Source organism: Nitratireductor sp. StC3, from assembly GCF_003015025.1.
In the GTDB taxonomy this organism is placed as follows: Bacteria; Pseudomonadota; Alphaproteobacteria; order Rhizobiales; family Rhizobiaceae; genus Mangrovimarina; species Mangrovimarina alexandrii.
In genome coordinates, this window is the sequence record NZ_PYBP01000003.1 from 145085 (window position 1) to 171093 (window position 26009).

Consider the following 26009-nt stretch of genomic DNA (forward strand, 5'->3'; position numbering starts at 1 on the left):
CCCGGTCGGCAGCGGCAAGATCGGCACGCCGCCCCCGCTGTCCTTGCCGGCGAATCCGGCTATAAGCGCGCCATGCCCATTCGCCAGCTGACCGACACGATGATCAACCAGATCGCCGCCGGCGAGGTCATCGAGCGTCCCGCCAGCGTCGTCAAGGAACTGGTCGAGAACGCGCTGGACGCCGGCGCCGGGCGTATCGAGGTGACGACCGCCGGCGGCGGGCTCAACCTGATCCGCGTCCTCGACGATGGCGGCGGCATCGCCGAGGACGAATTGCCGCTTGCCGTGGCGCGCCATTGCACCTCCAAACTCTCCGACGACATCCACGACATCCGCTCGCTCGGCTTTCGCGGCGAGGCGCTGCCCTCGATCGGCGCCGTCGCCCGGCTCGTCATCCGATCGCGCGTCAGGGGCGCGGGCAGCGGCAGCGAAATCCGTGTCGAGGGCGGGGTTCTCAACGGCCCCCAACCGGCGCCGGCCAATCCGGGCACGATGGTGGAGGTGCGCGACCTCTTCTTCGCCACCCCGGCGCGGCTGAAATTCATGAAGGGCGAGCGCGCCGAAACCAGCGCCGTCACCGATATGGTCAAGCGCATCGCGGTCGCTTTTCCGCAGGTCCGCTTCACGCTCACCAGCGGCGACCGCACGCGTCTCGACCTGCCCGCCGAGGCGCCCGGCCCCAATGGCATGCTCGCCCGGCTCGCCCGCGTGCTGGGCGACGAATTCGCCGAAAACGCGCTTGCCGTGGAAGCCGAGCGCGAAGGGGTGAAACTGTCGGCGCGGATTTCCATCCCCTCCTTCAGCCGCGCCAACGCGCTGCACCAATATGCCTATGTCAACGGCCGGCCGGTGCGCGACCGCCAGGTCGCCGCGGCGATCCGCGCCGCCTATGCCGACGTTCTGCCGCGCGACCGGCACGCGGTCGCCGCCCTGTTCTTGACCCTCGACCCCGCCCTTGTCGACGTCAATGTCCATCCGGCCAAGGCCGACGTCCGTTTCCGCGACCCCGGTCTGGTGCGCGGTCTGATCATCGGCGCCATCCGCCAGAGCCTCGCCGAGGCCGGCATCCGCCCCGCCACCAGCGCCGCGAGCGAACTGGTCGAGGCCTTTCGCCCGGGCGCGGGCGCCGGCCGGCCGGCCGGCCCCGGCCACGGCGCGCCCGCCTCCTGGCCGCGCCCCTTCGCCGGGCCGGGTTTCGACCCGGCGCGCTCGCCGCACCGTCCGCTCGTCGACGGCTTCGCCGAGCCGGGCCAGGCCGCCTTCTTTGCCGCCGCAGAACCAAGCGCCGACGCGCGGGCGGCCGCGCCCGACGTCCCGGCCGAATTGCTGCGTGCGCCGCTGGGGGCCGCCCGCGCGCAGGTGCACGAAAACTACATCGTCGCCCAGACCGCCGATTCGCTGGTCATCGTCGACCAGCACGCCGCGCATGAACGCCTGGTCTACGAGGCGCTGAAGACCGCGATCCACGCCCGTCCCCTGCCCGCCCAGCTCCTGCTTCTGCCGGAGATCGTCGACATGGCCGAGGACGACGCCGACCGGCTGGCGCGCCATGCCGACACGTTGCGCCATTTCGGGCTCGGCCTGGAACGTTTCGGCCCCGGCGCGGTGGCGGTGCGCGAGACGCCGGCCATGCTGGGAAAAACCGACGCCGCCGCCCTGGTGCGCGACCTAGCCGACGAGATCGCCGAAAACGACACCGCCGACACGCTGAAGGAGCGGCTCGACCGCATCGCCGCGACCATGGCCTGCCACGGCTCGGTACGCTCCGGCCGCCGGCTGAAGGCCGAGGAGATGAACGCGCTCCTGCGCCAGATGGAAGCGACCCCCGGTTCGGCCACGTGCAATCACGGCCGGCCGACCTATATCGAATTGAAACTGGCCGACATCGAGCGCCTGTTCGGCCGCCGCTGACGCGCTTTTGACCGCGCGGGCGGCACGCGGTGCCCGCGCCGGCTTGACCCGGCGGGCGAAATATGGCGCTTAGGTCGCACATCGCAACCATGGAAAGCGGACGATGAACCGGTTCGAAGGACCAGGCGCCAAGGAAGCGCGATTGCGTTATCTCGACGGAGACTTTCAGGTCACCAGCCCGGGATCCTTCGTGCGCTGCGCAGTGACCGGCGAGCCGATCCCGCTCGACGAGTTGCGTTACTGGAGCGTGGCGCGCCAGGAAGCCTATGTCAGCGCCACCGTGTCGCTCGACCGCGAGATCGACCTCGACCCGGATTTGCGCCGCCGCGACTGACCGTGCCCGGCCTCGCCCGGCCGCTGCGTCGATGACGGCCGGCAGCCGATGCCGGTGGTGCGCCCTTCAGCCGTGTCGCGACACGCCATGGCGCCGGGTCTCGTAGGCTTCAAGCGTTGCGGCGATGATGCGCTGCGGCGCGTCGGCCGGCTCGAAGGCGAGCCCGATCTCCAGAACCGTGGCGGTTTGCGCCAGCGCCCGCGCGGCATCCGAGCCGGTGGCAAGCCGCACCGCGTCCTTTTCGGTCGTGATCAGGTCGAGATCCTGCGCCGCCGCCTCGGCCGCGAGATCGGCGATCTCGTCCTCCGCGAACACGTGATGATCGCCGAAGCCGCGGCGAACGACGACGGTGCCGCCCGCGGCCTCGACGGTCAGGAAGAATTTTTCAGGGTCGCCGATGCCGGCAAACGCCAAAAACCGCCGGCCACGCAGGGCACGGGCCTTTTTCGGTTTGACCGTCGCCGCATAGACCGGCTTGCCGGCGCGCGAGGCGCGCCGGATCACCCCGGCGGCGCCTGCACCGTCGCCGACCGCGAGCACGGCGTCGGCGAACGCCATCTGCCGCACCACCGGCGCGCGCACCGGACCGCCGGGAATGGTGTGACCGTTGCCGAGCCCGCGCCGCGCGTCGATGACGATCAGCGCGCAATCGATATGGATGTGGGCGCTCTGGAAACCGTCATCCATGATCACAAAATCGCAGCCCTTGGCGATCAGCGCCCGCGCGCCCTCGGCCCGTTTCGGCGTCACGACGACCGGCGCGTGTCTGGCCAGAAGCAACGGCTCGTCGCCGACATGGCGCGCGGCGTCGCGCTTGGCGTCGACGACATGCGTGCGCATATTGGTTCCGCCATGGCCGCGCGACAGGATGCCGGGCTTGTAACCGGCGCGCCGGGCGGCCCGCGCCATCGCGATCGCGGTCGGCGTCTTGCCGGCGCCGCCGACGGTCAGATTGCCGACGCACAGCACCGGCGCGGCCACTTTCTCGCGCGGCGCGTGCGCCATCCGCCGGCCGGCGACGAGGCCGTAGACCCAGGACAACGGGAAAAGGGCGCGCGCGCGCCAATCCGCTTTCTCCCACCAGAAAAGGGGGGCCTCGCTCGCCACTGTCAGCGCCTCCTGGCGCTCGCATCCTCGAGCCGGGCCTTGACGATCAGCGGCTGGATATAGGGCTCGAGGGCGCGCAGGGTGGTGGAAAGCGCGCCGCGCATGTCTTCGACGGCCGCGCGCCCGGCAACGATCATCTCGCGGCGCTTGGCTTCATTGTTGAGCAGGAAGTTGACGGCCCCGGCCAGCATGTCGCGATCGTGGACAAGCCGCGCGCCGCCGCGTTCGATCAGTTGCTGATAGGCGTCGCGGAAATTCTGGACGTTCTTGCCCGAAAGCACCGCCGTGTCGAGCATTGCCGGCTCGAGCGGGTTTTGCCCGCCCTGGGCCACCAGAGAACGCCCGACGAAGGCGATTTCGGTCAGGCGCAGATAAAGCCCCATCTCGCCGATCGTGTCGCCCAACAGAATGTCGGTGTCGGGCGTCACCGGCTCGCCGCGGCTGCGGCGGGCGACCTTCAGTCCCTTTTCGGCGAACAACGCCAGCAAGGCGTCGGCGCGCTCGGGGTGGCGCGGCACGATGATCGTCAGGATATCAGGATGGCGCGACTTCAAAAGCGCGTGGACGTCGGCGGCGATCGCCTCCTCGCCGTCATGGGTGGAAACCGCCGCCCAGCTCGGACGCGCGCCGATATCGGCGCTCAGTTGCGCCAGGCATGCCTGATCGACCAGCGGCGGGTCGGTATCGACCTTCAGATTGCCCGACACCGTCACCGGACGGGCGCCGAGCGCAGTGAAACGCTCGCCGTCGGTTTCCGACTGCGCCACGACATGGGCGAGATTTTCCAACAGCGCCTCGGCCAGGTGATTGCGCTTTTTCCAGGCCGCGAAAGACCGGTCCGAAAGACGGCCATTGACCAGGACCTGCGGAACCCGGCGCGCGCCCAGTTCCAGAATGGTCATCGGCCAGATCTCCGATTCGGCGATGATGGCCAGATCGGGCGACCAGTGCGACAGGAACCGGCTGACCGCCGGCTTCAGGTCGAGAGGCACATATTGATGGATGACCCGGTCGCCGAGTCGCTCCCTGACGACGCGCGCCGAGGTGACCGTCCCGGTGGTCATGACGACGCCGATACCGTACCCCACGATGCGCTCGATCAGCGGCACCACGGCGTTGGTTTCACCGACGCTGGCCGCATGCATCCACACGATCGGCCCGCGCGGGCGCGCCACGGTGGTGAAGCCGTACCGCTCGCGCCGGCGGCCGGCCTCTTCCTTGCCCCGGGTCGAGCGCCACGCCACGTAGCCGCCGATCAGCGGATAGGCCGCCGCTCCGGCCAGCCGGTAGGCCGACAGCAAGGTGCGCGCCCAGCGTTCGCTCATTGCCGCGCGCTAACCAGGCGATAGGCCTCGGCGGTGGCCGCGTTCAGCCCGGCGGTGATTTCGCGGCGCTTGCGCTCGAGCTCGGCGTCGTCGGCATCCGCCGGCACATGGATCGGATCGCCGAAAACCACCGCCTTGCGCCCGAACGGCAGATTGATGGTCGTCTTGTCCCAGCTGCTTTCGATCACCTTGCGCCGGCTGGTGGCAAACGCGACCGGCACGATCGGGCGGCCGGAAATCCGCCCCAGCATGGCTATCCCCAGACCCGCCTCGCGCGGGGTTCCGTGCGGAATATCGGCGATCATGGCGACCGCCTTGCCGCCGTCGAGGGCTTTTTTCAGGCTCAGGAGTGCGCGAATACCGCCCTTTTCGAGCGTGCGCGCGCGGTCGCGTCCGCCCGAACCGCGCACGATCTCGAACCCGAACCGTTCGGCGACCCGCGCATTGAGCTCGGCGTCGCGACTGCGCGAAAACAATGCCGCCATCTCCGCGCCTTTCGGCTTCACGCAAGGGGCCAGGATGTGCTGGCCGTGCCAGAAGGCGGCGATGCCGGGCGCATGGGCGTCGAAGGCGGCGGTGGCGTCGTGCGACCCCTTGACGGCCCTGTTGGTGGCGTAGATGAAGCGCAACGCCGCGCCGATTGCCACCGCGATGCCGTCGAGCACGAAGGTGGATTCGGCGAGCGGAGCCCGCACCTTGCGCCAAAGCCTCTTGGTCATGGCCGGTCGCTTTCTCGCGCGCGGGGCCGGCGCATCGTCAAGGCGGCCCAGATGCTCATCCGTCATCGGATCCGTCCCGCTAACCGTCCGTCTCTGGATCGAGAAGACGATGCAGGTGGACAATGAAATAGCGCATATGCGCGTTGTCGACAGTGGCTTGCGCCTTGGCCCGCCAGGCCGCTTCCGCCGCCTTGTAGTTCGGATAGACCCCGACGATGTCGAGCGCCTCGAGATCGCGGAAATTGACGCCGTCGAGGGAATCGAGCTCGCCGCCGAAAACCAGGTGCAAAAGCTGCTTCTCGCCGGTGTCCTCAGCCATTTCCTTGCCCGCCATCATGTTCGAAATTCCGAATCTGCTTAAATCATTCATGCGCGGATGGAAACACACGCTTTTCCGTTTACGTAAACCGCCGGCTCCGTTTCACGCGTTCGCCGCCACATCAGCGATTCGGACGCGCATCCTCTCACGCCGCCTGCGGGTCGATGGTTTTCGCCAGCGCCCGCACCAGATCGCCGCTGCCGGCCACCAGCGCGCCGTGGCTCACATCCGGCCTGCCATAGATCGGTGCTTGCCCGAATTCGTTCAAGATAAGCCCGCCCGCCTCCCTCAAGATGAGATCGGCGGCGGCAAGGTCCCAATCGTGCGAATTGGGACTGACGAACGTGGCGTCGAGCCGGCCGCAGGCCAGGAGCGCGAGACGGTAGGCCAGCGACGGCACGTAGGCGGCACGCTTGATGCCGGAGCGGAGCGGCTCGGCCACCGCGCCCACGAGCCCTTTCGGACCGCCGACAAGCGCCGGCTCGCCGGGCTGCCTGACGGCAATGCCGCGCCCGTCCAGAAACGCGCCCTGCGCCGGCGTCGCCCAAAAGGTCTCCGACGTGGCCGGACATTCGAGGACGCCTGCCAAAGGCTTGCCGTCCTCGATGACGGCGATACTGACGCACCACGTGTCGCGGCCCTCAAGAAAACCGCGTGTTCCGTCGATCGGATCGACGACGAAGGTTCGCCGCGCCGTCAGCCGTGCGGGCGAATCCTGGGTTTCTTCAGAAAGCCAGCCATAGTCCGGCCGCGCCGCGGTCAGGGATGTGCGCAGGAAGCGGTCGACCTTGAGATCGGCCTCGCTGACCGGCGAACGGCCGCCCTTGAGCCAGACCTCCGGATTCTTGCCGAAATAGCCGAGCGCGATCCGGCCCGCCTCGGTCGCCGCCTCGCGGATCAGGTCGAGATCAGCCTCGTGAAGCCGGGTGGGGTCAGTCTCCCGCAAGCGTCATTCCTTCGATCAAAAGGGTCGGCGCCGCGGTGCCGAAGCTGCGGTCGATGTCGTTCGCCGGAACCATGCGCATGAACATGTCCTGGAGATTGGACGCGATCGTGACTTCCGAAACCGGCCGCGTCAGTTCGCCGTTTTCGATCAGAAACCCCGACGCACCACGACTATATTCACCCGTCACCATGTTGACGCCCTGACCGAACACCTCGGTGACGTAAAACCCGGATTGCACCGAGGCGATCAGCTCCTGCGGCGACGCCTCGCCGGGCTCGATCGCCAGATTGGTGGAGGCCGGCGTGACGGAGGAGCCCGAGCGCACGCCGCGGCCATTGGTGCGCAGGCCGAGTTCGCGCGCGACCGAGGTCGACAAGAACCAGTGCCCGAGCACGCCCTTGTCGATCATCACCAGCGCCTCGCCGGCAACCCCTTCGCCGTCGAAGGGCCGTGACGAGGGGCCGCGCACGCGACGCGGCGCGTCGGTTACCGTAATCGCGGCCGCGGCCACGGGCTTGCCCATGCGGTCGCGCAAAAAACTGGTCTTGCGGGCCACCGCCGCGCCGTTGATGGCGCTCGCCAGATGCCCGGCGATGCCGCGCGCCACACGCGGATCGCATATCACGGTGATCGGCCCGCTTCCGGCCTTGCGTGCGCCGAGCCGGCGCACCGCGCGTTCGCCCGCTCTGCGTCCGATCTCCTCGGGAGCGTCGAGTTCGGAAAAATGCAGCCGCGAGGAAAAATCGTAATCGCGCTCCATCGCCGTGCCCTCGCCGGCAATCACGCTTGCCGCGCGCGAAAACCGGGTTTTGGCATAGTGTCCGAAAAATCCGTTCGAGGTCGCCAGCACCAGTCCGCCGAGACCGGCACTGGCCGAACTCCCGCCAGAATTGGTGACGCCCTCGACCGCGAGCGCGGCCTCCTCGGCCGCCAGCGCGTCGGCGCGCAGCCGCTCGCTGCTCAACTCCGTGGGATCGAACAAGTCCAGATCGGGAAAGTCGGCCGCCAGCAGGGCCGGCTCGGCCAGCCCCTGAAACGGGTCTTCCGGCGAGGCCTTGGCCATGGCGACGGCGCGCTCGGCGAGTGCGGGAATATCCGCGCCGTTGCTGGCCGAAACGCTCGCCACGCGCCGACCGACGAAAACCCGCAGCGCGACCGAATCGCTTTCCGACGAATCGGTCGATTCCACCTTGCCGAGCCGCACCGAGACACTGGACGAGCGGCTGCGCATGACGACGGCGTCGGCTGCATCGGCCCCGGCGCGCGTGCCCGCCTCGACCAGTGCCGTGACAAGGTCGCCAAGCTTTTCGGTATTCATGCGGTCTGACATACGTTATTTCCGGTGGAAAGCCTCGCCATGCGGGCAGGAGCGGCCGCGACGCGGACAGGTTCCATCTATTGCGCCGCAGGCTCATGTGCAATGGCGCGCATCGCCGCGCTCGAACGATTACCGGGGAGGTCCATGGCTGCCGAAGGCGCGACATATTTCTCGCAGGCGCTTCTGCTTCTCGGCGGGGCCGTGATCGCAGCGCCGCTTTTCAAGCGGATCGGCCTGGCGACGGTGCTTGGTTATCTCGCCGCCGGCGTGGCGATCGGCCCGGTCGCGACCCTGATCGCCGACGGCGAGGAATTGCTGCACGTCGCCGAGCTCGGCGTGGTGTTGTTGCTGTTCGTCATCGGGCTGGAACTCAAACCCTCGCGCCTGTGGGCGATGCGCCGCGACATTTTCGGCCTCGGACTGAGCCAGGTGATGGTCACCGGCCTTGTCCTGACCGCGGTCACGCTGGCTTTCACCGATCTGGTCTGGCAGTCCGCCATGATCGTCGGGTTCGCGCTCGCGCTGTCCTCGACCGCCTTTGCCATGCAGCTTCTGGAGGAACGCGGCGACACCAACCGCCATTACGGCCAGACGTCGTTTTCGATCCTGCTGTTTCAGGATCTGGCGATCGTGCCGCTTTTGGCACTGGTACCCTTGTTTGCGCCCGGCGGCGGCGAGAGCGAACGCACCGGTCTCGAGCAGTTCGCGATCGCGGTCGTGGCGGTCGTCGCCCTGCTCGCCGCCGGCCGCTATCTGCTCAACCCCTTGTTTCGCATCATCGCCAATACCGGCGCCAAGGAAGCGATGATCGCGGCCGCCCTGTTCGTCGTGCTGGGCGCCGCCGCGCTGATGCAGTTTGCCGGCCTGTCGATGGCGATGGGCGCCTTCATCGCCGGGGTGATGCTGGCCGAATCGTCCTACCGCCACGAGCTGGAGGCCGATATCGAGCCGTTTCGCGGCATCCTGATCGCGCTGTTCTTCATGGCCGTCGGCCTGTCGCTGCAGCTCGACGTCATTTTGGAGAACTGGCTGACGATCGTGGTATCCGTGCCGATCCTGATGGCGATCAAGGCCGCCTGTATCTATGCGCTGTGCCGCCTGTTCGGCTCGCCGCATGCCCCCTCGGTGCGCGTCAGCCTGCTGCTGCCGCAGGGCGGCGAGTTCGGGTTCGTCATTTTCTCGGCCGCCGCCTCGGCTTCGATCTTCCCCGAGACCACCGCCTCGCTGCTGATCTCGATCGTGACGCTGTCCATGGTGCTGACGCCGATCGGCGCCGGACTGTCGCGTTGGCTCATCCCCGCCGAGGAGGCCGAAACCATGGAAGAGGATTTCGACGGCGCCGGCTCCGACGTGCTGATGATCGGCTTTTCGCGCTTCGGCCAGATCGCCGCCCAGATCCTGCTGTCGGGCGGCCGCGACGTCACCATCATCGACCATTCCGCCAACCGGGTGCGCGCGGTGGAGAAATTCGGCTTCCGCATCTATTTCGGCGACGGCTGCCGCAAGGACGTGCTGGAGGCCGCCGGCATTCGCCACACCAAGATCGTCGCCATCTGCACCAGGGAGAAGGAGACGACCGACCGCATCGTCGACCTGATCCAGATGGAATATCCGCACGCCAAGCTCTATGTGCGCTCTTACGACCGCACGCACGCGCTCGAACTGCGCGCCAAGGGTGTCGATTACGAACTGCGCGAAACCTTCGAATCCGGGCTTTTGTTCGGCCGCCGGACCCTGGAGGCCCTGGGCTTCGACGAGGAAACCGTCGCCGGGATCGGCGAGGACGTGCGGCGGCGCGACGAGGAACGCCTGGCGATCCAGGCGGTCGAGGGGCTTTACGCCGGCACCGACATGTTGAAGACCCGACCCATGACACCCGAACCGCTGGTCAAGCCGAGCCGGGAGGCGCGGCGCATCGACAAGGACGCCGAGGCGTCCGGCAACACCGAACCCGCCCGATAAACGCCTCGTGCCCGCATTCTTTCTGGAACCCGACCGGATGACCGCATTTTCACCAGCACGCGCCCGTGCCCGGACGAGCCCCGTCGAGCGGGTGGTTGCGGCATGACCGCCGAACCGGAAACCGGCACGCCGCCGCCCGAGCAGGCCAAGTTCACCACCGGGTCGACGATGCGCCACGTCGTGGTGATGACGGCCACCGGCTCGGTCGGTCTGGTATCGATCTTCATCGTCGACGCGCTCAACCTGTTCTACATCTCGCTGCTCGGCGTCCAGGAACTCGCCGCGGCGATCGGCTTTGCAACCACGCTGATGTTCTTCACCGTTTCTGTGGGCATCGGGCTGACGATCGCGACCTCGGCGCTGGTGTCGCGCGCTCTTGGGCGCGGCTCGCGCGACGACGCCGCCGCCGCCGGTGGCGCCGCGCTCGTCTACATGGCCGCCACGCTCGGGCTGATGACGGCGATCGCCTGGCCGTTCCTGCGCGAACTCGTCGCCCTTCTCGGCGCGGAGGGCAGAACCCTCGACATGGCGACGCGCTTCCTGCAGATCGTGCTGCCGTCGGCGCCGATCGTGGGCGTCGGCATGGCATTAACCGGCGTTCTGCGCGGCACCGGCGACGCCCGCCGCGCCATGTACGTGACCTTGACCAGCGGCTTCGCCGCCGCGATCCTCGATCCGCTGCTGATCTTCGGCTTCGGTCTCGGCCTCGACGGCGCCGCCATTTCCACGGTTTTATCGCGCATGGTGATGATCGTGGTCGGCCTACACGGCGCCCAGATCGTGCATGGGCTTATCCGCTGGCCGGACCGCACGCGCTTCATGGCGACGGCGCGCCCGTTCTTCTCAATCGGCATTCCGGCCGTGCTCACCCAAATCGCGACGCCGGTCGGCAACGCCTATGTCACCAGCGTCATTTCCCGTTTCGGCGACGAGGCGGTGGCCGGCTGGGCCATTATCGGCCGCCTGATTCCCGTCGCTTTTGGCGCGATTTTCTCGCTTTCCGGCGCGGTCGGCCCGATTCTTGGCCAAAATTACGGTGCCCGGCGTTTCGATCGGCTCTACGACACGATGCGCAGCAGCCTTATCGTCACGGTGGTCTATGTGCTGTTTGCCTGGGCGTTGCTTGCGCTGTTAAGCGAGCAGATCGCCGCCCTGTTCAACGCCCATGGCGGCGCACGCGACCTGGTGGTGTTCTTCTGCCTGTTCGCGGCCGGCAGTTTCCTGTTCAACGGCGCCCTGTTCGTGGCCAACGCCGCCTTCAACAATCTCGGCTATCCGACCTATTCGACCGCCTTCAACTGGGGGCGCTCGACGCTCGGCGTCATCCCGTTCGTGTGGGCCGGCGCCCATTTCTACGGCGCCGAGGGCGTGATCGCCGGCTGGGGCCTGGGCGCGGTGATGTTCGGCCTGGCGGCGGTCGTCGTCTGTTTCAGGGTGGTGCGCCGGATCGCGGACGATCCGCCCGCCGAACCGCCCCTGCCCGGGCCGCCGCCGGCCGGCCAGTCGCCGTTTTCCACCGGCAAGGCCGCGACCGCCGGATAAGCCGGTTCCGGAACGGCAAGGCCTATTCGGCGGGAATTTTCGCGTGTTTCGCCACCGCAACGTCGACGGCGCGCTTGAGTTCGTCCTTGATCGACACAGTGTCGGCCATCACGGCGTCGATCTTCAGGAAATCGAGCACCCGGAACCGCGAGACCGGCGGCCGCAGCAGGATCGCCGGCCGGGACGACTGCAGCTTCAGCGCGATGATCGACTGCATCATCAATTGCGTGGCGCCGAACATCAGGTCGATCGAATTGGGCATCTTGGTGGCTTCGGGCGCCGGCGCGCCGACGACGTCGATGCCGATCACGATATCGGCCAGGCCCTCGACCAGATCGAACGGCACGGGATTGTAGATGCCGCCGTCGATCAGGATGCGTCCGTCGCGCCGCACCGGCCGGAACACGGCCGGTATCGCCGCCGACGCGGCAAGCGCGGAATTGAGCTCGCCGCTGTCGAACACCGCCAGGTCGTGGCGGTAATAGTCGGTGGCGGTCACCTTGAGCGGTATCGACAACTCCTCGAACGTGTCCGGTATCGCGTCGGGCAGGAAGGATTTCAGGATGCGTTCGACATTGAATTGGCTGACGCGGACGCCCCCCGACACGAATTCGGCGAAACTGCCCGGCCGCGCGCGCCACATCCGCGTCGCGACCTCGGAGCGGCGCCCGAGAATGGAGCGCGCATAGGCGTGAATGTCGCGCCCGCTCATGCCGGCCGCCATGCCCGCGCCCATGATCGCGCCGATTGAGGAGCCGCTGATCGCGCGCGGCCGGATGCCGAGTTCGTCGAGCGCCTCGATCACGTGGATATGCGCAAGGCCGCGCGCGCCGCCGCCGCCGAAGGCGACCGCGAATGTCGGCCCGCCGCCGGTGCTGCCGCCCCGCCCCGCTTCATCCCGCACCGCTCAGTCCTCCTTGTTGGCGCCGGTCGCCGGTCCGACGATCATCACCGCCGGTTCGGCCGAGAGCAAGCGTTTGGCCGCTTTTTTTACCGCGTCCAGGCTGACGGCGTCGATCAGCGCCTCGCGCCGTTCGATATAGTCGATGCCGAGATCCTCCACCTGCAAATCGACCAGCGTGCGCGCGATCGCCATCGAGGTGTCGAGATTGCCGATCGCGTAGGCGCCTTTGACATAGGCCTTGGCGTCCGCCAGTTCCTGCGCGGTCGGCCCGTTCTCGGCCATGTCCGCGACCACGTCTCGGATGACGGCCAGCGTCTCGGCCGCGCGGTCGGCGCGGGTCGACGTCCCGATCATCAACGCGGAGGAATAGTCGCGGTTCACGATTCCCGAGCCGATACCGTAGGCCAGGCCGCGCTTTTCGCGCACTTCGGTGAACAATCTCGAGGAAAACGTGCCCCCGCCCAGAACGTGATTCATCAGATAGGCGGCGAAGAATTCAGGATCGTCGCGCGCCATGCCGGGATAGGCCAAACGCAACGAAGCCTGCGGCACGTCGAAATCGAGCGCGATGCGCTGATCAAGCTTCGGCTCGACCTGGTTGACGGGCGCAAGCCGCGGCGCGGCCGGCAGCGTGCCGAACACGCGGTCGAGTTCGCCCTTGAGCGTTTCGGCATCGATCGTTCCGACCACGCCGACGACCAGATTGCCGCGCGCGAATAGGCGGGAGTGAAACGCCGCCAGATCGTCGGCCGTCAATCCGGCCAGGGTTTCGGCCGTGCCCTCGCTGCGGCGCGCATAGGGATGTTCGCCGTAGATCGCGCTGGTCCAGGCGATATCCGCGCGGGTTGCCGGGTCGCGCTCGCGCGCCTTGAGCCGCGCGATCAATTGGGCGCGGATGCGCGTCAGCGGCTCCGCGTCGAAGCGTGGCTTGTTGACGGCGAGCGCCAACAATTCGAAGGCCGCGGCCCGTTCCTCGGCAAGCATGCGCATCGACCCGTAAAACGCGTCGGCGCCCGAGCTGAACGACATTTCCGCCCCGCTGGCGTCGAGACGCTCCTGAAACGCCTTGCGCTCGAGATCGCCGGCGCCTTCGTCGAACAGGCCGCCCATGAGCTTCGCCAAGCCTTCCTTGCCGGCCGGCTCCTGGGTGCTGCCGCCCTCGAAGGCGAAACGGATCGAGATCAGCGGCACCGAATAGTCTTCCACCAGCCAGGCGGTGATGCCCTTGTCGCTGACCACTTTCTGGATTTCGACCGCCGCCCGGGCCGGCGCGATCGCGATCAAGGCGCTCGCCAGGACGGCGACGCAGGCGGCAAGGATGACGGCCGGGCGCAACGGTGCCGCGGCAAGGATCGGTTTCTGCATCGGACGGAAAAGCATCACGGGCGGGCCTCCTCGAGCGGCAACAGATAACCGGCCACCGACCGGTCGAGCACCAGATAGCGTCGCGCGACGTCCCGGAGCTGTTCAGCGGTGACGGCCTCGATGCGCTCAGGCCATTTTTCGATGTCTTCGATCGTGCCGCCCGTCGTCAGGGTCGCGCCGTAAATATGCGCCATGCCGCGCTGGCTGTCGCGCGCGAAGATCAGCGAGCGGACATAACGCTTCTTGGCGGCGGCAAGCTCGTCTTCGCTCACCCCGTCCGTGACGATCCGGTCGATTTCGGCGTCCAGCGCCTCCTCGACCTCAGCGATCGTCGCGCCGCCGCGCGGCCGGCCGTAAATCTCGAAGCTGGTATCGTCGAGGGCATTGGACTGGTAATAAGCGCCCACCGACGAGGCGATGCCCTGTTCGACCACCAGCGCCTCATAGGCGCGGCTGCGTACGCCGCCGCCGAGAATTTCCGACAGAAGGTCGAGCGCCTCGGCCTCCCCGGAGGCGCCGGTCGCGTAGGACGGCACCACCCAGGCCTTGCGGAAGGAGGGCTGCGACACGCGCGCATCGTTCAGCGTCACCGTACGCCGGGTATTCTGCTCCGGCTCGCGCGGCCGCAGCCGCGGCGGCAGCGCCGGACCGCGCGCCACCTTGCCGTAAGTCCGTTCGGCAAGCGTGCGCACCCGCTCGGCCGAGACGTCGCCGGCCACCACCAGCACCGCATTGTTGGGCGCGTAATAACGCTCGTAAAAGGCGATCGCGTCGGTCCGGTTGAGGGCCTCGATCTCGTGCATCCAGCCGATCACCGGCACGCCGTAGGGATGGTTCTGGTAGAGCGTGGCGTTGACCTCCTCGCCCAGCAGGCCGCCCGGTTCGTTTTCCACCCGCGAGCCGCGCTCTTCCAGAATGACGTCGCGCTCCGGCCCGATCACCGCCTCGGTCAGGACGAGATTGCGCATGCGGTCGGCCTCGTAGGCCATCATCGTCTCAAGCGCCTCGGGCGTCACCTGCTGGAAATAGGCGGTATAATCATACGAGGTGAAGGCGTTTTCCTGGCCGCCGATCTCCGCGACACGGCGCGAAAACTCGCCCGGTGCGTGGTTGGTGGTGCCCTTGAACATCAGATGCTCGAAGAAATGGGCGATGCCGGACTTGCCCGGCGCCTCGTCGGCGCTGCCGACCTTGTACCACAACATATGGGTGACGATCGGCGCGCGGCGGTCGGGTATGACGACGATTTCGAGCCCGTTGTCGAGCACGAAGCGGCTGACCGCCGATTGCCCGTCCGGTTTGGGAGCCGGCGCCGGCGGTGCGGCGCTGGCGGCGGAAAGCATGACCGCACCCGACATGACGGCGGCGGCCGCCAGTCGAAAACGGTATCGGGCCTGTGGCATGATGAATCACCTCGATCGTGGATCTGTCCCGCGCAGCCTAGCGCAACGCGGCCGTTGCCTGAACGGCGCGCCGATGAACTCTTCGGCACCGCCTTGCGCGGAGGGCTCAGGTCGCTTGCATGAAGCGGAGGATCGTGTCGCCAAAATGGCGCTCTTCGACAATCTGCGTGCCGGCAGGCGATACGAAGGCGGCCGACGCGGCCTCTTCCAGCACGATCAGCGCATCGGGCTTGAGCCAGCCGCCCGCCAGCGCGGCCGCGATCGCGTGCTCGCCCAGCCCCTTGCCGTAGGGCGGATCGGCAAAGACCAGGTCGAAGGGCATGATCGTGCCCGCCTCGCCCAGGCGCGCGGCGTCGCGGCGGAAAATCTTGGTGCGTCCCTGCAGGCCGAAACTTTCGACATTGGCGCGGATCAGGGCGCGCGCCGGGGCCGCCTCCTCCACGAACAGGCAGAACTCCGCCCCCCGCGACAGCGCCTCCAGGCCAAGCGCGCCGGTACCGGCGAAAAGATCGAGCACGCGCGCGCCCTCGGGCCGGCCGGAAAAACGGTGTGCGAGAATGTTGAACAACGCCTCGCGGGCGCGGTCGCTCGTCGGCCGGATGGCGTCCGAGCGCGGCGCGCTCAGCGGCCGGCCGCGCAGTGCACCGCCCACAATCCGCATCAGCGTGCCTTCGGCTTCACCCGCGGACCGCTCTTGCGCGGACCGCCGCCGGGTTTGCCGGCAAAACCGCCGGGCTTGCCGCCCTTGCCGGCCGCGTCAGCCGGTTTTGCGCCGGGCCTGCCTGTCGGCTTGCCCCCTGCGCCGGCCCGACCCGGCGGACGGGGCTTGCCGCTATTGCCCTTGCCGGTGAAATCCTTGCGCGGGCCGGCCGGCTTGCCGTCATGGCGGACGCCTTCGGCCTTACCCCGCTCTTCGCCCTTGTCGCGCTCGGGCCGCGCGTAAGGCTTGCGCGGGCCGTCGCCGCGTCCCTCGGTCCTGTCGCGATCAGGCCGCGCATAAGGTTTGCGCGGGGCCTCGCCGCGTCCCTCGCCCTTGTCGCGCTCGGGCCGCGCATAAGGTTTGCGCGGGCCGTCGCCGCGTCCCTCGGTCCTGTCGCGCTCGGGCCGCGCATAAGGCTTGCGCGGGGCCTCGCCGCGTCCCTCGCCCTTGTCGCGCTCGGACCGCGCATAAGGCTTGCGCGGGCCGTCGCCGCGTCCCTCGGTCCTGTCGCGGTCGGGCCGCGCGTAAGGCTTGCGCGGGCCGTCGCCGCGTCCCTCGGTCCTGTCGCGCTCGGGCCGCGCATAAGGCTTGCGCGGGCCGTCGCCGCGTCCCTCGCCCTTGTCGCGTTCGGACCGCGCATAAGGTTTGCGCGGGGCCTCGCCGCGCGTGCCCTTCCGCTGCCGCTCCGCTTCGGCCGGCTCGTCCGCCTTCGCCTTGCCCGGCGGTCTGGCTCCGGGCGCCATCCACACATTGGCCGAGCGGGCGCGACGCGGTTCGGCCGTTTTCTTGGCCCCGAAATCCTTCCGTTGCGGCTTGGTGTCGAGCCGCGACAGCGCGCCCTCCCGGCGATCGTCGCGCGACCGGCGCTTCGACTTGATCAGCCCGCCCTCGCCTGCCTCCAGCGGCTCGCGGCGCCGGCGCTCGCCCGGCCCGGCCGGTTCGCGCGCCGGCCGGGCCGGCGACGCGACGACGGGACTGTTGGAAAAAGCCGTGACGACCGGTGCGTCGAAATTGGCGCCGGCCTCCTCGATCAGCCGTTCGCCGAGCTGGTCGCGCAGGGTCTTGCCCTTGACCTCCAGCACGGCGCCTTCGGCGAGGTCGGCCAGTTGGAAGGGACCGAAGGAAATGCGAATGAGCCGCGTCACCTCCAGGCCGAGCGACCCGAGCACGTTCTTGACCTCGCGATTCTTGCCCTCGCGCAGGCCGATGCTCAGCCAGGCATTGCTGCCCTGCTGGCGTTCCAGCGTCGCCTCGATGGAGCCGTAGAAAACCCCGTCAACGGCGATGCCGTCGGCAAGCGCCTTCAGACGCGCCTCGTCGACGGCGCCATGCGCGCGCACACGGTAGCGCCGCAACCAGCCCGTCGACGGCAGTTCCAACGTCCGCGCCAAGCCGCCATCATTGGTCAGAAGCAAAAGCCCCTCGGTGTTGATGTCGAGCCGGCCGACCGTGATCAGGCGCGGCAGGTCCTTGGGCAGGGCATCGAAAATCGTCGTGCGGCCTTCCGGGTCGCGATTCGTGGTGACCAGACCGGCCGGCTTGTGAAACAGAAAAAGCCGCGTGCGCTCCACCGCCGGGATTGGCTTGCCGTCGAGTTCGATCCGGTCGGCCGGCCCGACATTGATCGCGGGACTGTCGAGCACCCGGCCATTGACGGCCACGCGCCCGGCCGCGATCAGCGTTTCCGCCTCGCGACGCGACGCGATGCCGGCCCGCGCCAGACGTTTGGCAATCCGCTCGCCGGTTTCGCGCTCTGCGTCCGGCGCCCCGCGGCCGCCCATTTTCGCGCGCTTGGCAAAGCCTGGCTTGGAGCCCGCGCCGCCGCCCGGCTTGCGATCCTGGTCGCGCCGGCCGCGACCCGCCTTGTCATCCTTCGACATCGTCTCGTCTTGCTTTCTCGTTGCGTGCCCGCGACCGGTAACGGGCATGGCGCCGTCTCGTCCAAACGCGATCACGCCCTGTCATCGCCGGGTCGTGCCTGATCTGCGGGATGGCCGCCCGTGCCTCCATTGGCTCTGGTCTCAGCCGTCCCGCGCGGCTAACTATCAGCAAGCCCGAAGGCATGCGAGAGAATTATCCGATGGAGACGCCGTGAAACGTCCCGATTTCATGGGCGAGGCGCTGGCCGAGGCGCGCGCCGCTGCCGCGCGCGCCGAAGTGCCGGTCGGCGCCGTCATCGTCGCCGACGGAAAGATCGTCGCGCGGGCCGGAAACCGCACCCGCGAACTGAACGACCCGACTGCGCATGCCGAGATACTCGCGATCCGTCAGGCCTGTCGCGCCGCCGGCTCGCAGCGCCTCGACGGGGCCGATCTCTACGTAACCCTGGAACCGTGCGCCATGTGCGCGGCGGCGATCTCCTTCGCCCGCATCCGCCGGCTTTACTTCGCCGCCGCCGACGTCAAGGGCGGCGCGGTCGACCATGGCGGCCGATTCTTCGCCTCGGCCACCTGCCACCACGCGCCGGAAATCTATTCAGGCTTCGCCGAGCGCGAAGCCGCCGCGCTGTTGAAGGATTTTTTTCGCGACCGCCGCGATTAGCGCCGTTCTGCCTTTCACGGTTCCGCAGACCGGCTCTGACTTGTTGACCTAACGCGCTTCCGAACGGCGAGCGGGTTTCCACTTGGCCTGGAAACGCGGTCGCGGGTCACGATCATGTGAGCCCCGGCGCGTCAGGCACGCGCGCTCACCAGGGCACGAGATCGCGCAGGCTCCAGCTTCCCTTGGTGCTGCCCTGCTCGCGGCGCTTCTTCTTGCGCCATTCGTCCTCGCCGACATCCCCGGCAGGTGCCGAGGCGGCCGGTGCGCGGTAATCGAGCGGCGGTTCGGACAGATATTTGCGGTTGGTGGGGCTGCCCTGATTGTTCTCCGCCAGCCGGCGGTTGAATTCCTTGCGACCGCTTCCCGTGTTTTCGAGGATCGAATTGCCGTTGATGTCGACCGGATCGCCTTTCGTATGTCTTAAAGGCATACGCTGCCTTCTGGTCGCGGCACCGTCGACCACTTCCGGTTCGAAATTATAGGCTTCGCTGCCGATCGAGGCTTCGGCGCGAATGCGCTCGCGGCGCTGCTCGGGCGATTCCGGCCAGGCCGGGTTCGACGCGGTCACGACATCGTCCTGCGGCGCCGGCAGGCTCGCGGTCGAGGCCGGTTTGACCAGTTCGGGACGCGGCTTGTATTGGATCGTCTTCTTGTCCTTCGGCCCCAGCGACAGAACGCCGGTCAGATCCTCCAGCAATTGCTGGTCGGCGGGCTTGTCGGTGCCGTAGGTCGGTGCGCCCATGCAGGCCGACAGCGAAACGGCCGCCGCGGCAAGCATCAGCACTTTCGCCCCGGCGGGACCGCCTGTGCGTAAAACGCCAGTTGTTTTCACTTCAAACCGCCTCTTGGTCTTGCAAATCTGCCCGTCCGCACCGTCTTGAGCCGAAAATCCGGCAACAAATTGACGGGACATCGGCCCGCCTTTTACCTGAAGCCCGAAACAAGAGCAACGCGCCCGCCCCCGGCAGGCGCGTCTGCCCGATCACAATCGTCCCGCCGCCTGTAACTCGCGCAGCGCCGCGGCGTCGCGCGCCGACACGTCGGGAAAGTCCGGATCGGAGCCGACATCGTCGGTGAACCGCCAGGAGCGCGCGCATTTTGTGCCCGCCGCGCGGGCAAAAACGACGCCTACGCCATCGACCTCGGCAAGGGCGAACGCGCCGTCGGGTGCCGCACCGGCCACCAGTTCGGCACCGCTGGTGATCGCGATCTCGGCGAGATCCACGCCGTCTAGCGCGGCCAGAAGCTCGGCGTCGGCGACGTGGACGACCGGGGCCGCCTCCAGCGACGAGCCGATCGTCTTGCGGGCCCGCTCCAGTTCCAGCGCCCCGGTGACGACCCGACGCACCTGCCTGATCTTGCGCCATTTGGCCGCGAGCGCCTCGTCGCGCCAGTCGGCGGGGATCTCGGAAAACTGTTCCAGATGCACCGAAACCGCATTCGTGTAGCGCGCGAGCCAGGCTTCCTCCATGGTGAAGGGCAGCATCGGCGCCAGCCATTTCACCACCGCGTCGAACAGCCGGCGCACGACCACGATCGCCGCCTTGCGCCGGACGCTCGACGGCGCGTCGCAGTAGAGCGCGTCCTTGCGGATATCGAAATAGAACGCCGACAGGTCGACGACCATGAAATCGACCAGCGCGCGGGCGATGCGCTTGAAGTCGAAATTGTCGTAGCCGGTGCGCACCAGCCCGTCGAGCTCGGCCAGCCGGTGCAGCATCAGCCGCTCCAGTTCCGGCATGTCGGCGAGCGCCACCTCCGCGCCGTCGTCATGCGCGAGCGTGCCGAGCATCCAGCGGATCGTGTTGCGCAGCTTGCGATAGGCGTCGACATTGGTCTGGATGACGTTCTTGCCGAGGCGCTGGTCCTCCCAATAGTCGGTGGTCGACACCCACAACCGCAGGATGTCGGCGCCCGACTTGGCCATTACGTCCTGCGGAAAGACCTGGTTGCCGAGCGATTTCGACATCTTGCGCCCGTCCTCGGCCATGGTGAAGCCATGGGTGATGACGGTGTCGTAGGGCGCGCGGCCGCGCGTGCCGCAGCTTTCCAGCAGCGAGGAATGGAACCAGCCGCGATGCTGGTCGGAGCCTTCCAGATAGACGTCGGCCGGCCATTTCAGATCGGGCCGGTCCTCCAGCGTGAACGTATGCGTGGACCCCGAATCGAACCACACGTCGAGGATGTCGGTAACCTGGTTCCACTTTGCCGGATCGTGTTCGTTGCCGAGAAAGCGTTCCTTGGCGCCCTCGGCGAACCAGGCGTCGGCGCCCTCGTTCTCGAACGCCTCGAGGATGCGGGCATTGACGGCCTCGTCCTTCAGCACGGTGCCGTTGTCGTCGGCGAAGACGCAGATCGGCACGCCCCAGGCACGCTGGCGCGACAACACCCAGTCGGGGCGCTCCTCGATCATCGAGCGCAGCCGGGTCTGGCCGGCGGCCGGCACGAAACGGGTGGCGTCGATGGCGTTCAGCGCCCGCGAGCGCAGCGTGGTGGCATCGCCGAGATCCTTGTCCATATGGACGAACCATTGCGGCGTGTTGCGGAAGATCACCGGTTTCTTCGAGCGCCAGGAATGCGGGTAGGAATGTTTCAGCCGCCCGCGCGCGAACAGCATGTCCTTTTCGATCAGCGCTTCGATGACGGCCTTGTTGGCGTCGCCCTTCTTGCCGTTATCGTCGATGACGCGCGCCGCCCCGCCCTCGCGGTCCGGACCGAGGCCCGGCGCGTCCCTGGTGAAGAAACCGGCATCGTCGACGGTGAACGGGATCGCGGTGTCGATGCCGCGCGCGCGCAGATCCTTGCCCGCGTCCATCCAGGCGTCGAAATCCTCGCGGCCATGACCGGGCGCGGTATGCACGAATCCCGTGCCGGCGTCGTCGGTGACGTGCTCGCCGGCGATCAGCGGGACGAAAAAGTCATAGCCGCCGCCGAGACCCTTCAACGGGTGGGCGCAGGTGATGGCGCCCAGTTCTTCAGGGGAGACATCGCGCAGGCGCTTATAGTCCAGCTTCGCCTTGGTGAAGGATTCTTCGGCCAGCGCGTCGGCGAAGATCAGCTTTTCGCCGGCCCGCGGCCCGAAATCGTTCTCGGCGGCGGTGACCTCGTAGAGACCGTAGGCGATGCGCGGCGAAAACGACACGGCACGGTTGCCGGGGATCGTCCAGGGCGTGGTCGTCCAGATGACGACAAAGGCGCCAAGCAGCTCATCGGCGCCTTCTGCCACCGGAAACTTCACCCAAACCGTGTCGGATTCGTAGTCGTGATATTCGACTTCGGCCTCGGCCAGCGCGGTGCGCTCGACCACCGACCACATCACCGGCTTGGAGCCGCGATAAAGCTGGTCCGACATGGCGAATTTCAGCAATTCGCCGGCGATCCGCGCCTCGGCGTGGAAATTCATCGTCGTGTAGGGCCGTTCGAAATCGCCCTCGATGCCGAGCCGCTTGAACTCCTCGGTCTGCACCTCGATCCAGTGCTGGGCGAAGTCGCGGCACTCCCTGCGGAACTCGTTGACCGGCACCTCGTCCTTGTTCTTGCCCTTGGCGCGGTACTGCTCCTCGATCTTCCATTCGATCGGCAGGCCGTGGCAGTCCCAACCGGGAACGTAGTTGGAATCGTAGCCGCGCATCTGGAAGGAGCGCGTGATCATGTCCTTGAGGATCTTGTTGAGCGCGTGGCCGATATGGATGTTGCCGTTGGCATAGGGCGGCCCGTCATGCAGCACGAAGCGCGGCCGTCCGGCCGCCGCCTCGCGCAGCGTCTTGTAAAGCTGCATCTCCTGCCAGCGCGCCACGAGTTGCGGCTCCTTCTGCGGCAGGCCGGCGCGCATGGGAAAATCGGTCTTCGGCAGATAAAGGGTCTTGGAATAGTCGAGCTTGTCGGACGTGTCGGTCATGGTCTCGCCGTGTCGGTGGCCGCGGGGCTGTGGCGCCCGGGCCGGGCTGAAAAGAACGAAGGGGATGCGCGAGGCGCAGAACTACCCGGACCTTCCGGCAGCCTCAGGCCGCCCGCAGGGCCGGGCCCGTAATTCGTATCGCAATCCGGCGAAGGCGAGCGCTTTTCCACATGATGGCGTTCTTTAGCCGAGCCGGCGGCGAGAATAAAGGGCGCAATTCACCACACCGCGCGCCCGAGCCGCTCGAACACCAGACGCCGCATCCAGCGTGTGACGGCCTGCGGTCGCACGCGCCCGGCGAGCGCGACCAGCCGCGCCCTGCGACCGGGAACCACCAGGCGCCGGCCGCTGATCGCCGCGTCGAGGATGACCCGCGCCGCCATGGCCGGTTCCAGGCGCATGGTTTCGTCCGCGCCGTCGGGCGCGTGCCGGGCCGCATGCTCGGTCTTGAGCGGCCCCGGGCAGGCGAGCGTGACCGAAACGCCCCTGCGGGCGAAGGGTTTTCGGACGCTTCTGGCATAGACGGCGAGCGCGTCCTTGGAGGCGGCGTAGGCGGCCGCGCCGGGATAGCCGGTGAAATGCGACAGCGACGACACGAAGCACAGCCCGCCGCGCACCGCGCCGGCCTTCATCAACGCGGCAGCCATCACCATCGGCGTCTCGGCGTTCACGGTCAAAAGCCGGCGATAGGCCGCAGCCGGAATCTCCTCGAACCGGCCGGTGGCGCTGACGCCCGCATTGAAGAACGCGAGATCGAACGGGCCGGCCTCTATCAGGCCCGGCAGCATCCGGTCGACGGCGTCGCGATCGGCGAGGTCGCACACAAGATCGGTCACGCCGGCCCGGCCCGCGCCCGCCACGCGGTCGACCGCAACCACCGCATAGCCGCGTTCGACCAGCAGCGCGGCCAAGGCGCGACCGAGCCCGTGCGTTGCTCCCGTGACCAGGGCGCATTTCATCGCGGCTTCGGCGCCCGTCGCCAGGCAAAGCGAGCAAACGACACCGTCGTTGCCGGCCGGGCCGAACCGGCTGCACGCTCGATCAGCATCGCCATCGTCTCCGGGGAGGCGAACAGGCGCGCAAACCGGCCGGGATCGTGGCCGGCCTTGGCGTGCATCGCGGTCGCCGTCGGGCCGGGATGGACGATTTTGACCGCGACCCGACCGCGCCATTCCTCGGCGAGCGCGCGCGCCAATCCGTGCAGGCCGGCCTTCGAGGCGGCATAGCCGGCGAAATCCGCTGCGCCGCGCCGTGCCGTCGAACCGACGAGCACCAGCCGTCCCCGGCCGGAGGCAAGACGCGGGTAGAGCGCACGGCTGATCAGCACGGCCGCGACCAGATTGGCATCAAGCGTGGCGCGCAGGCGCGCGGCCGGCTCGTCTGCCGGATCGCCGACGAAGCCGATGCCGGCATTGAGCACCGCCAGGTCGAGCCCGTCCCAGCCGAGCCGGGCAAGCGCGGCCTCGATCTCGGCCACCGCCGCCTCGGGAGCGGACTGGTCCGCCCGCGCATAGGCGGCATCGGCCGGCAACACCGACCGCACCGCCTCATCGGGGCTCCGCCCGGTCAAAAGCAGCCGCGCGCGCTGCGAAAGCCGGTTGGCGAGCGCAAGCCCGATGCCCGACGTGGCGCCGGTGATCAGCACGCGATCGGCCATGCCGGGCGGGCGCAGCCCCGGTTCGGCTTGGGCTTGGTGCGTGGCCGGCGCGCGTCGTGTCATGGCCGCGTGTCTTAGTCGGTTTCGCGGACGGGTGAAATCACGCTGCCGTGACGGAGGGCCCCGGCACGGCGGCCGAGGCCTACATGGAAAAGTCGAAACGATAGGTGGCCGAGGCGCCGACCAACACCTGATCGGCCGAGCCGGTCTGGCGCACGATGCTGGAATCGGCGGCCGGGCCGAGCAGGCGCGTATATTCGGCAAACACGCTGGTGGTTATCTTCTCGGTCGTCTTCCAGGTGACCGCGCCGCCAAAGCCAGCCGATTTGAGGCCGCCGTCCGGATCGTAGACGGCCAGCCCGGTTGCCGCGGATTCGACCGCGTTGACGCCGTAATAGGCGTCGAAATAACCGCCGGTGGCAAAGGAAAGCCGCGGGCCGCCCGACAGCCGCACGGCCGGCGTGATATCCACGAAGGCGTCGGCGGCAAGATCGGCGACCACGCCGCTATGGGAGCGGATGCCGTGGCGCACCTCGCCGCGAATGCGCAGCCAATCGAGCGGGTAGGCTTCCGCGAACAGGCCGGCCTCGCCGCCCCAGCGCACGTCGCTGAGCCCGACAAGCGGCGCATAGTCGGCGGAATCGCGGCCGAACAGGATTTTGCCGGTCGCGCCGGCGCGGAAATCGCCGGTATCGATGAACGCCAGCGAAATATTGTCGTTGCGCGAGGAAAAGCGGGTTTCACTGCCGGCCCGGCCGAGCGAGATCAGCGGCGAGGCCGAAAACAGATAATCCTTGGCGCCTTCGAAATCCGGAGCGGTGAACAGCGCCACGCCGACGGTCAAATGCCAGTCGCCCGACCACCAGGCCTCCGCCTTCGCCTCGGAGGCTGCGAGCACCAGTCCCGCGGCCAGCATCGTGCCAAAAATCCTGTATGTCATAACGGTATTTGCCCCATTTCGCCGTTCGGCCGCACTATCTCAATCCCAATAGGCTGAAACATCTCTTAATCGCCACTCACATACGCGTGTCGGCGCGTCCTGGATCAGGTCCAGGCACCTCAAAAGGCGATCCCGCCGTCAAGCTCGGAAAGCGGGCGCACGCCCGACAGCAACGCCCTCGCCTCGGCCTCGTCGCGGCGCATCTGCTCGCACAACGCCTCGAGATCGGCGAATTTCTCCTCGCCGCGCAGGAAACCGAACAGCGACACCCGGCAGGTCTCCCCGTATAGGTCGCCGTCGAAATCGAAGACGAAGGTCTCCAGCAGCGGCGCGCCATTGTCATCGACCGTCGGACGCCGGCCGAAGCTCGCCACGCCGTCGTGCAGGCTGCCGTCGGCGCGGCGCAGGCGCACCGCGTAGATGCCGTGCCGCAGCGCGGTCTGCGGCGGCAGCGCCATATTGGCGGTGGGAAAGCCGAGCGTGCGGCCGAGCTGCTTGCCGCGCACCACCTCGGCCTCGACCGTATGGCGATAGCCGAGCAGGCCGGCGGCGGCCGCCACCTCGCCCTCGACCAAAAGCCCGCGGATGCGGCTCGACGAGATGATCTCGCCACCCTCGTCGCCGAAGGCGTCGACCAGCGTGACCGCGAAGCCGTGGCGCGCGCCCGACGCCTTCAGATAGGCCGGATCGCCCTGGCGGTTGCGGCCGAAATGAAAGTCGAAACCGGTCACGGCATGGGCGATGCCCAGGCCGCCGACCAGCACATGCTGGACGAATTGCTCGGCATCCTGGTCGGCGAAGGCGCGGTCAAAGCGTTGCTCGACGACCGCGTCGAAACCGATGGCGGCCAGAAGCCCGGCCTTGAGCGGCGCCGGCGTCAGCCGGAAGACCGGCTCCTCGGGGCGGAACAGCGTGCGCGGATGCGGCTCGAAGGTCAGCGCCAGAGCCGGAGCGTCGCGCTGCTTCGCTTCGGCCAATGCCCTGCCCAGAACGACCTGGTGACCGCGATGGACGCCGTCGAAATTGCCGATCGCAACCACGCCGCCGCGCCAGCCGGACGGCAAGTCGGCGACATCGGCAAGGCGGGCGAAACCGGTCTGGTTCATGTGCGGCATCCG

At 68.0% G+C, this 26009-nt stretch carries 22 protein-coding genes; 5 read left to right on the forward strand and 17 right to left on the reverse strand.

The window, feature by feature from the left end:
- Positions 1–72 precede the first annotated feature (72 nt).
- Together mutL and C7T96_RS07895 are read left to right on the forward strand one after the other, a co-directional pair.
- Positions 73–1911: a DNA mismatch repair endonuclease MutL gene (mutL, locus tag C7T96_RS07890; RefSeq protein WP_106570668.1), complete on the forward strand. Its 1839-nt coding sequence runs from the start codon at positions 73–75 to the stop codon at positions 1909–1911.
- Positions 1912–2014: 103 nt separating this feature from the next.
- Positions 2015–2245 (forward strand): DUF2093 domain-containing protein, encoded by a 231-nt coding sequence (locus C7T96_RS07895; RefSeq protein WP_106570669.1) that lies wholly within the window; start codon positions 2015–2017, stop codon positions 2243–2245.
- Positions 2246–2311: 66 nt separating this feature from the next.
- Here the strand turns inward: C7T96_RS07895 and lpxK are convergent, their stop codons facing one another.
- The 6 genes from lpxK to C7T96_RS07925 form a co-directional block, all read right to left on the reverse strand.
- Positions 2312–3352 (reverse strand): tetraacyldisaccharide 4'-kinase, encoded by a 1041-nt coding sequence (gene lpxK / locus C7T96_RS07900; RefSeq protein WP_106570670.1) that lies wholly within the window; start codon positions 3350–3352, stop codon positions 2312–2314.
- Between the two features lie 2 nt (positions 3353–3354).
- Positions 3355–4677, reverse strand: coding sequence for a lipid IV(A) 3-deoxy-D-manno-octulosonic acid transferase (waaA, locus tag C7T96_RS07905; protein ID WP_106570671.1), 1323 nt, complete (start codon positions 4675–4677; stop codon positions 3355–3357).
- Complete coding sequence (locus C7T96_RS07910) at positions 4674–5396, reverse strand: lysophospholipid acyltransferase family protein (protein ID WP_238719892.1); 723 nt, start codon at positions 5394–5396, stop codon at positions 4674–4676. The genes waaA and C7T96_RS07910 overlap by 4 nt, the downstream gene beginning before the upstream one ends.
- 79 nt (positions 5397–5475) lie before the next feature.
- Entirely contained in the window at positions 5476–5715 is a 240-nt protein-coding gene (locus C7T96_RS07915) for a DUF4170 domain-containing protein (protein WP_106570938.1), read from the reverse strand.
- Positions 5716–5860: 145 nt separating this feature from the next.
- Positions 5861–6661, reverse strand: coding sequence for a 3'(2'),5'-bisphosphate nucleotidase CysQ (locus tag C7T96_RS07920; protein ID WP_106570673.1), 801 nt, complete (start codon positions 6659–6661; stop codon positions 5861–5863).
- Entirely contained in the window at positions 6648–7991 is a 1344-nt protein-coding gene (locus C7T96_RS07925) for a TldD/PmbA family protein (protein WP_106570674.1), read from the reverse strand. Before C7T96_RS07925 ends, C7T96_RS07920 begins: the two co-directional genes overlap by 14 nt.
- Positions 7992–8123: 132 nt before the next feature.
- On the opposite strand from C7T96_RS07925, the gene C7T96_RS07930 reads away from it, so the two are divergent.
- Positions 8124–9941: a monovalent cation:proton antiporter-2 (CPA2) family protein gene (locus C7T96_RS07930; RefSeq protein WP_106570675.1), complete on the forward strand. Its 1818-nt coding sequence runs from the start codon at positions 8124–8126 to the stop codon at positions 9939–9941.
- Between the two features lie 102 nt (positions 9942–10043).
- Entirely contained in the window at positions 10044–11483 is a 1440-nt protein-coding gene (locus C7T96_RS07935) for an MATE family efflux transporter (RefSeq protein ID WP_245414096.1), read from the forward strand.
- A 22-nt stretch (positions 11484–11505) separates the two neighbouring features.
- On the opposite strand, the gene C7T96_RS07940 is transcribed toward C7T96_RS07935, so the two are convergent.
- The 5 genes from C7T96_RS07940 to C7T96_RS07960 form a co-directional block, all read right to left on the reverse strand.
- Positions 11506–12387: a patatin-like phospholipase family protein gene (locus tag C7T96_RS07940; protein WP_106570676.1), complete on the reverse strand. Its 882-nt coding sequence runs from the start codon at positions 12385–12387 to the stop codon at positions 11506–11508.
- A gap of 3 nt (positions 12388–12390) precedes the next feature.
- The gene (locus C7T96_RS07945) at positions 12391–13767 is read right to left on the reverse strand and encodes a pitrilysin family protein (protein ID WP_245414108.1); all 1377 of its coding nucleotides are present in this window, start codon (positions 13765–13767) and stop codon (positions 12391–12393) included.
- Positions 13767–15155 (reverse strand): pitrilysin family protein, encoded by a 1389-nt coding sequence (locus C7T96_RS07950; protein WP_245414097.1) that lies wholly within the window; start codon positions 15153–15155, stop codon positions 13767–13769. The genes C7T96_RS07945 and C7T96_RS07950 overlap by 1 nt, the downstream gene beginning before the upstream one ends.
- 106 nt (positions 15156–15261) lie before the next feature.
- Complete coding sequence (rsmD, locus tag C7T96_RS07955) at positions 15262–15816, reverse strand: 16S rRNA (guanine(966)-N(2))-methyltransferase RsmD (protein ID WP_106570677.1); 555 nt, start codon at positions 15814–15816, stop codon at positions 15262–15264.
- The gene (locus C7T96_RS07960; protein WP_106570678.1) at positions 15816–17735 is read right to left on the reverse strand and encodes a pseudouridine synthase; all 1920 of its coding nucleotides are present in this window, start codon (positions 17733–17735) and stop codon (positions 15816–15818) included. The genes rsmD and C7T96_RS07960 overlap by 1 nt, the downstream gene beginning before the upstream one ends.
- A 211-nt stretch (positions 17736–17946) precedes the next feature.
- Here C7T96_RS07960 and C7T96_RS07965 point away from each other — a divergent pair, with 211 nt between their 5' ends.
- Complete coding sequence (locus C7T96_RS07965; protein WP_106570679.1) at positions 17947–18396, forward strand: nucleoside deaminase; 450 nt, start codon at positions 17947–17949, stop codon at positions 18394–18396.
- A gap of 145 nt (positions 18397–18541) precedes the next feature.
- Here C7T96_RS07965 and C7T96_RS07970 read toward each other — a convergent pair whose 3' ends face one another.
- From C7T96_RS07970 to C7T96_RS07995, 6 genes are all read right to left on the reverse strand, one after another.
- Positions 18542–19174 carry a hypothetical protein gene (locus C7T96_RS07970; RefSeq protein WP_106570680.1) on the reverse strand — a complete coding sequence of 211 codons (633 nt, stop codon included), beginning with the start codon at positions 19172–19174 and terminating at the stop codon, positions 18542–18544.
- A 204-nt stretch (positions 19175–19378) separates the two neighbouring features.
- Complete coding sequence (ileS, locus tag C7T96_RS07975; RefSeq protein ID WP_106570681.1) at positions 19379–22294, reverse strand: isoleucine--tRNA ligase; 2916 nt, start codon at positions 22292–22294, stop codon at positions 19379–19381.
- 218 nt (positions 22295–22512) lie between these two features.
- The gene (locus C7T96_RS07980; RefSeq protein WP_106570682.1) at positions 22513–23253 is read right to left on the reverse strand and encodes an SDR family NAD(P)-dependent oxidoreductase; all 741 of its coding nucleotides are present in this window, start codon (positions 23251–23253) and stop codon (positions 22513–22515) included.
- Positions 23250–24014 carry an SDR family oxidoreductase gene (locus tag C7T96_RS07985; protein ID WP_199190432.1) on the reverse strand — a complete coding sequence of 255 codons (765 nt, stop codon included), beginning with the start codon at positions 24012–24014 and terminating at the stop codon, positions 23250–23252. The genes C7T96_RS07980 and C7T96_RS07985 overlap by 4 nt, the downstream gene beginning before the upstream one ends.
- A gap of 79 nt (positions 24015–24093) precedes the next feature.
- Complete coding sequence (locus tag C7T96_RS07990; RefSeq protein WP_106570683.1) at positions 24094–24891, reverse strand: MipA/OmpV family protein; 798 nt, start codon at positions 24889–24891, stop codon at positions 24094–24096.
- Between the two features lie 119 nt (positions 24892–25010).
- Positions 25011–25997 (reverse strand): bifunctional riboflavin kinase/FAD synthetase, encoded by a 987-nt coding sequence (locus tag C7T96_RS07995; protein ID WP_106570943.1) that lies wholly within the window; start codon positions 25995–25997, stop codon positions 25011–25013.
- Positions 25998–26009: the final 12 nt, after the last annotated feature.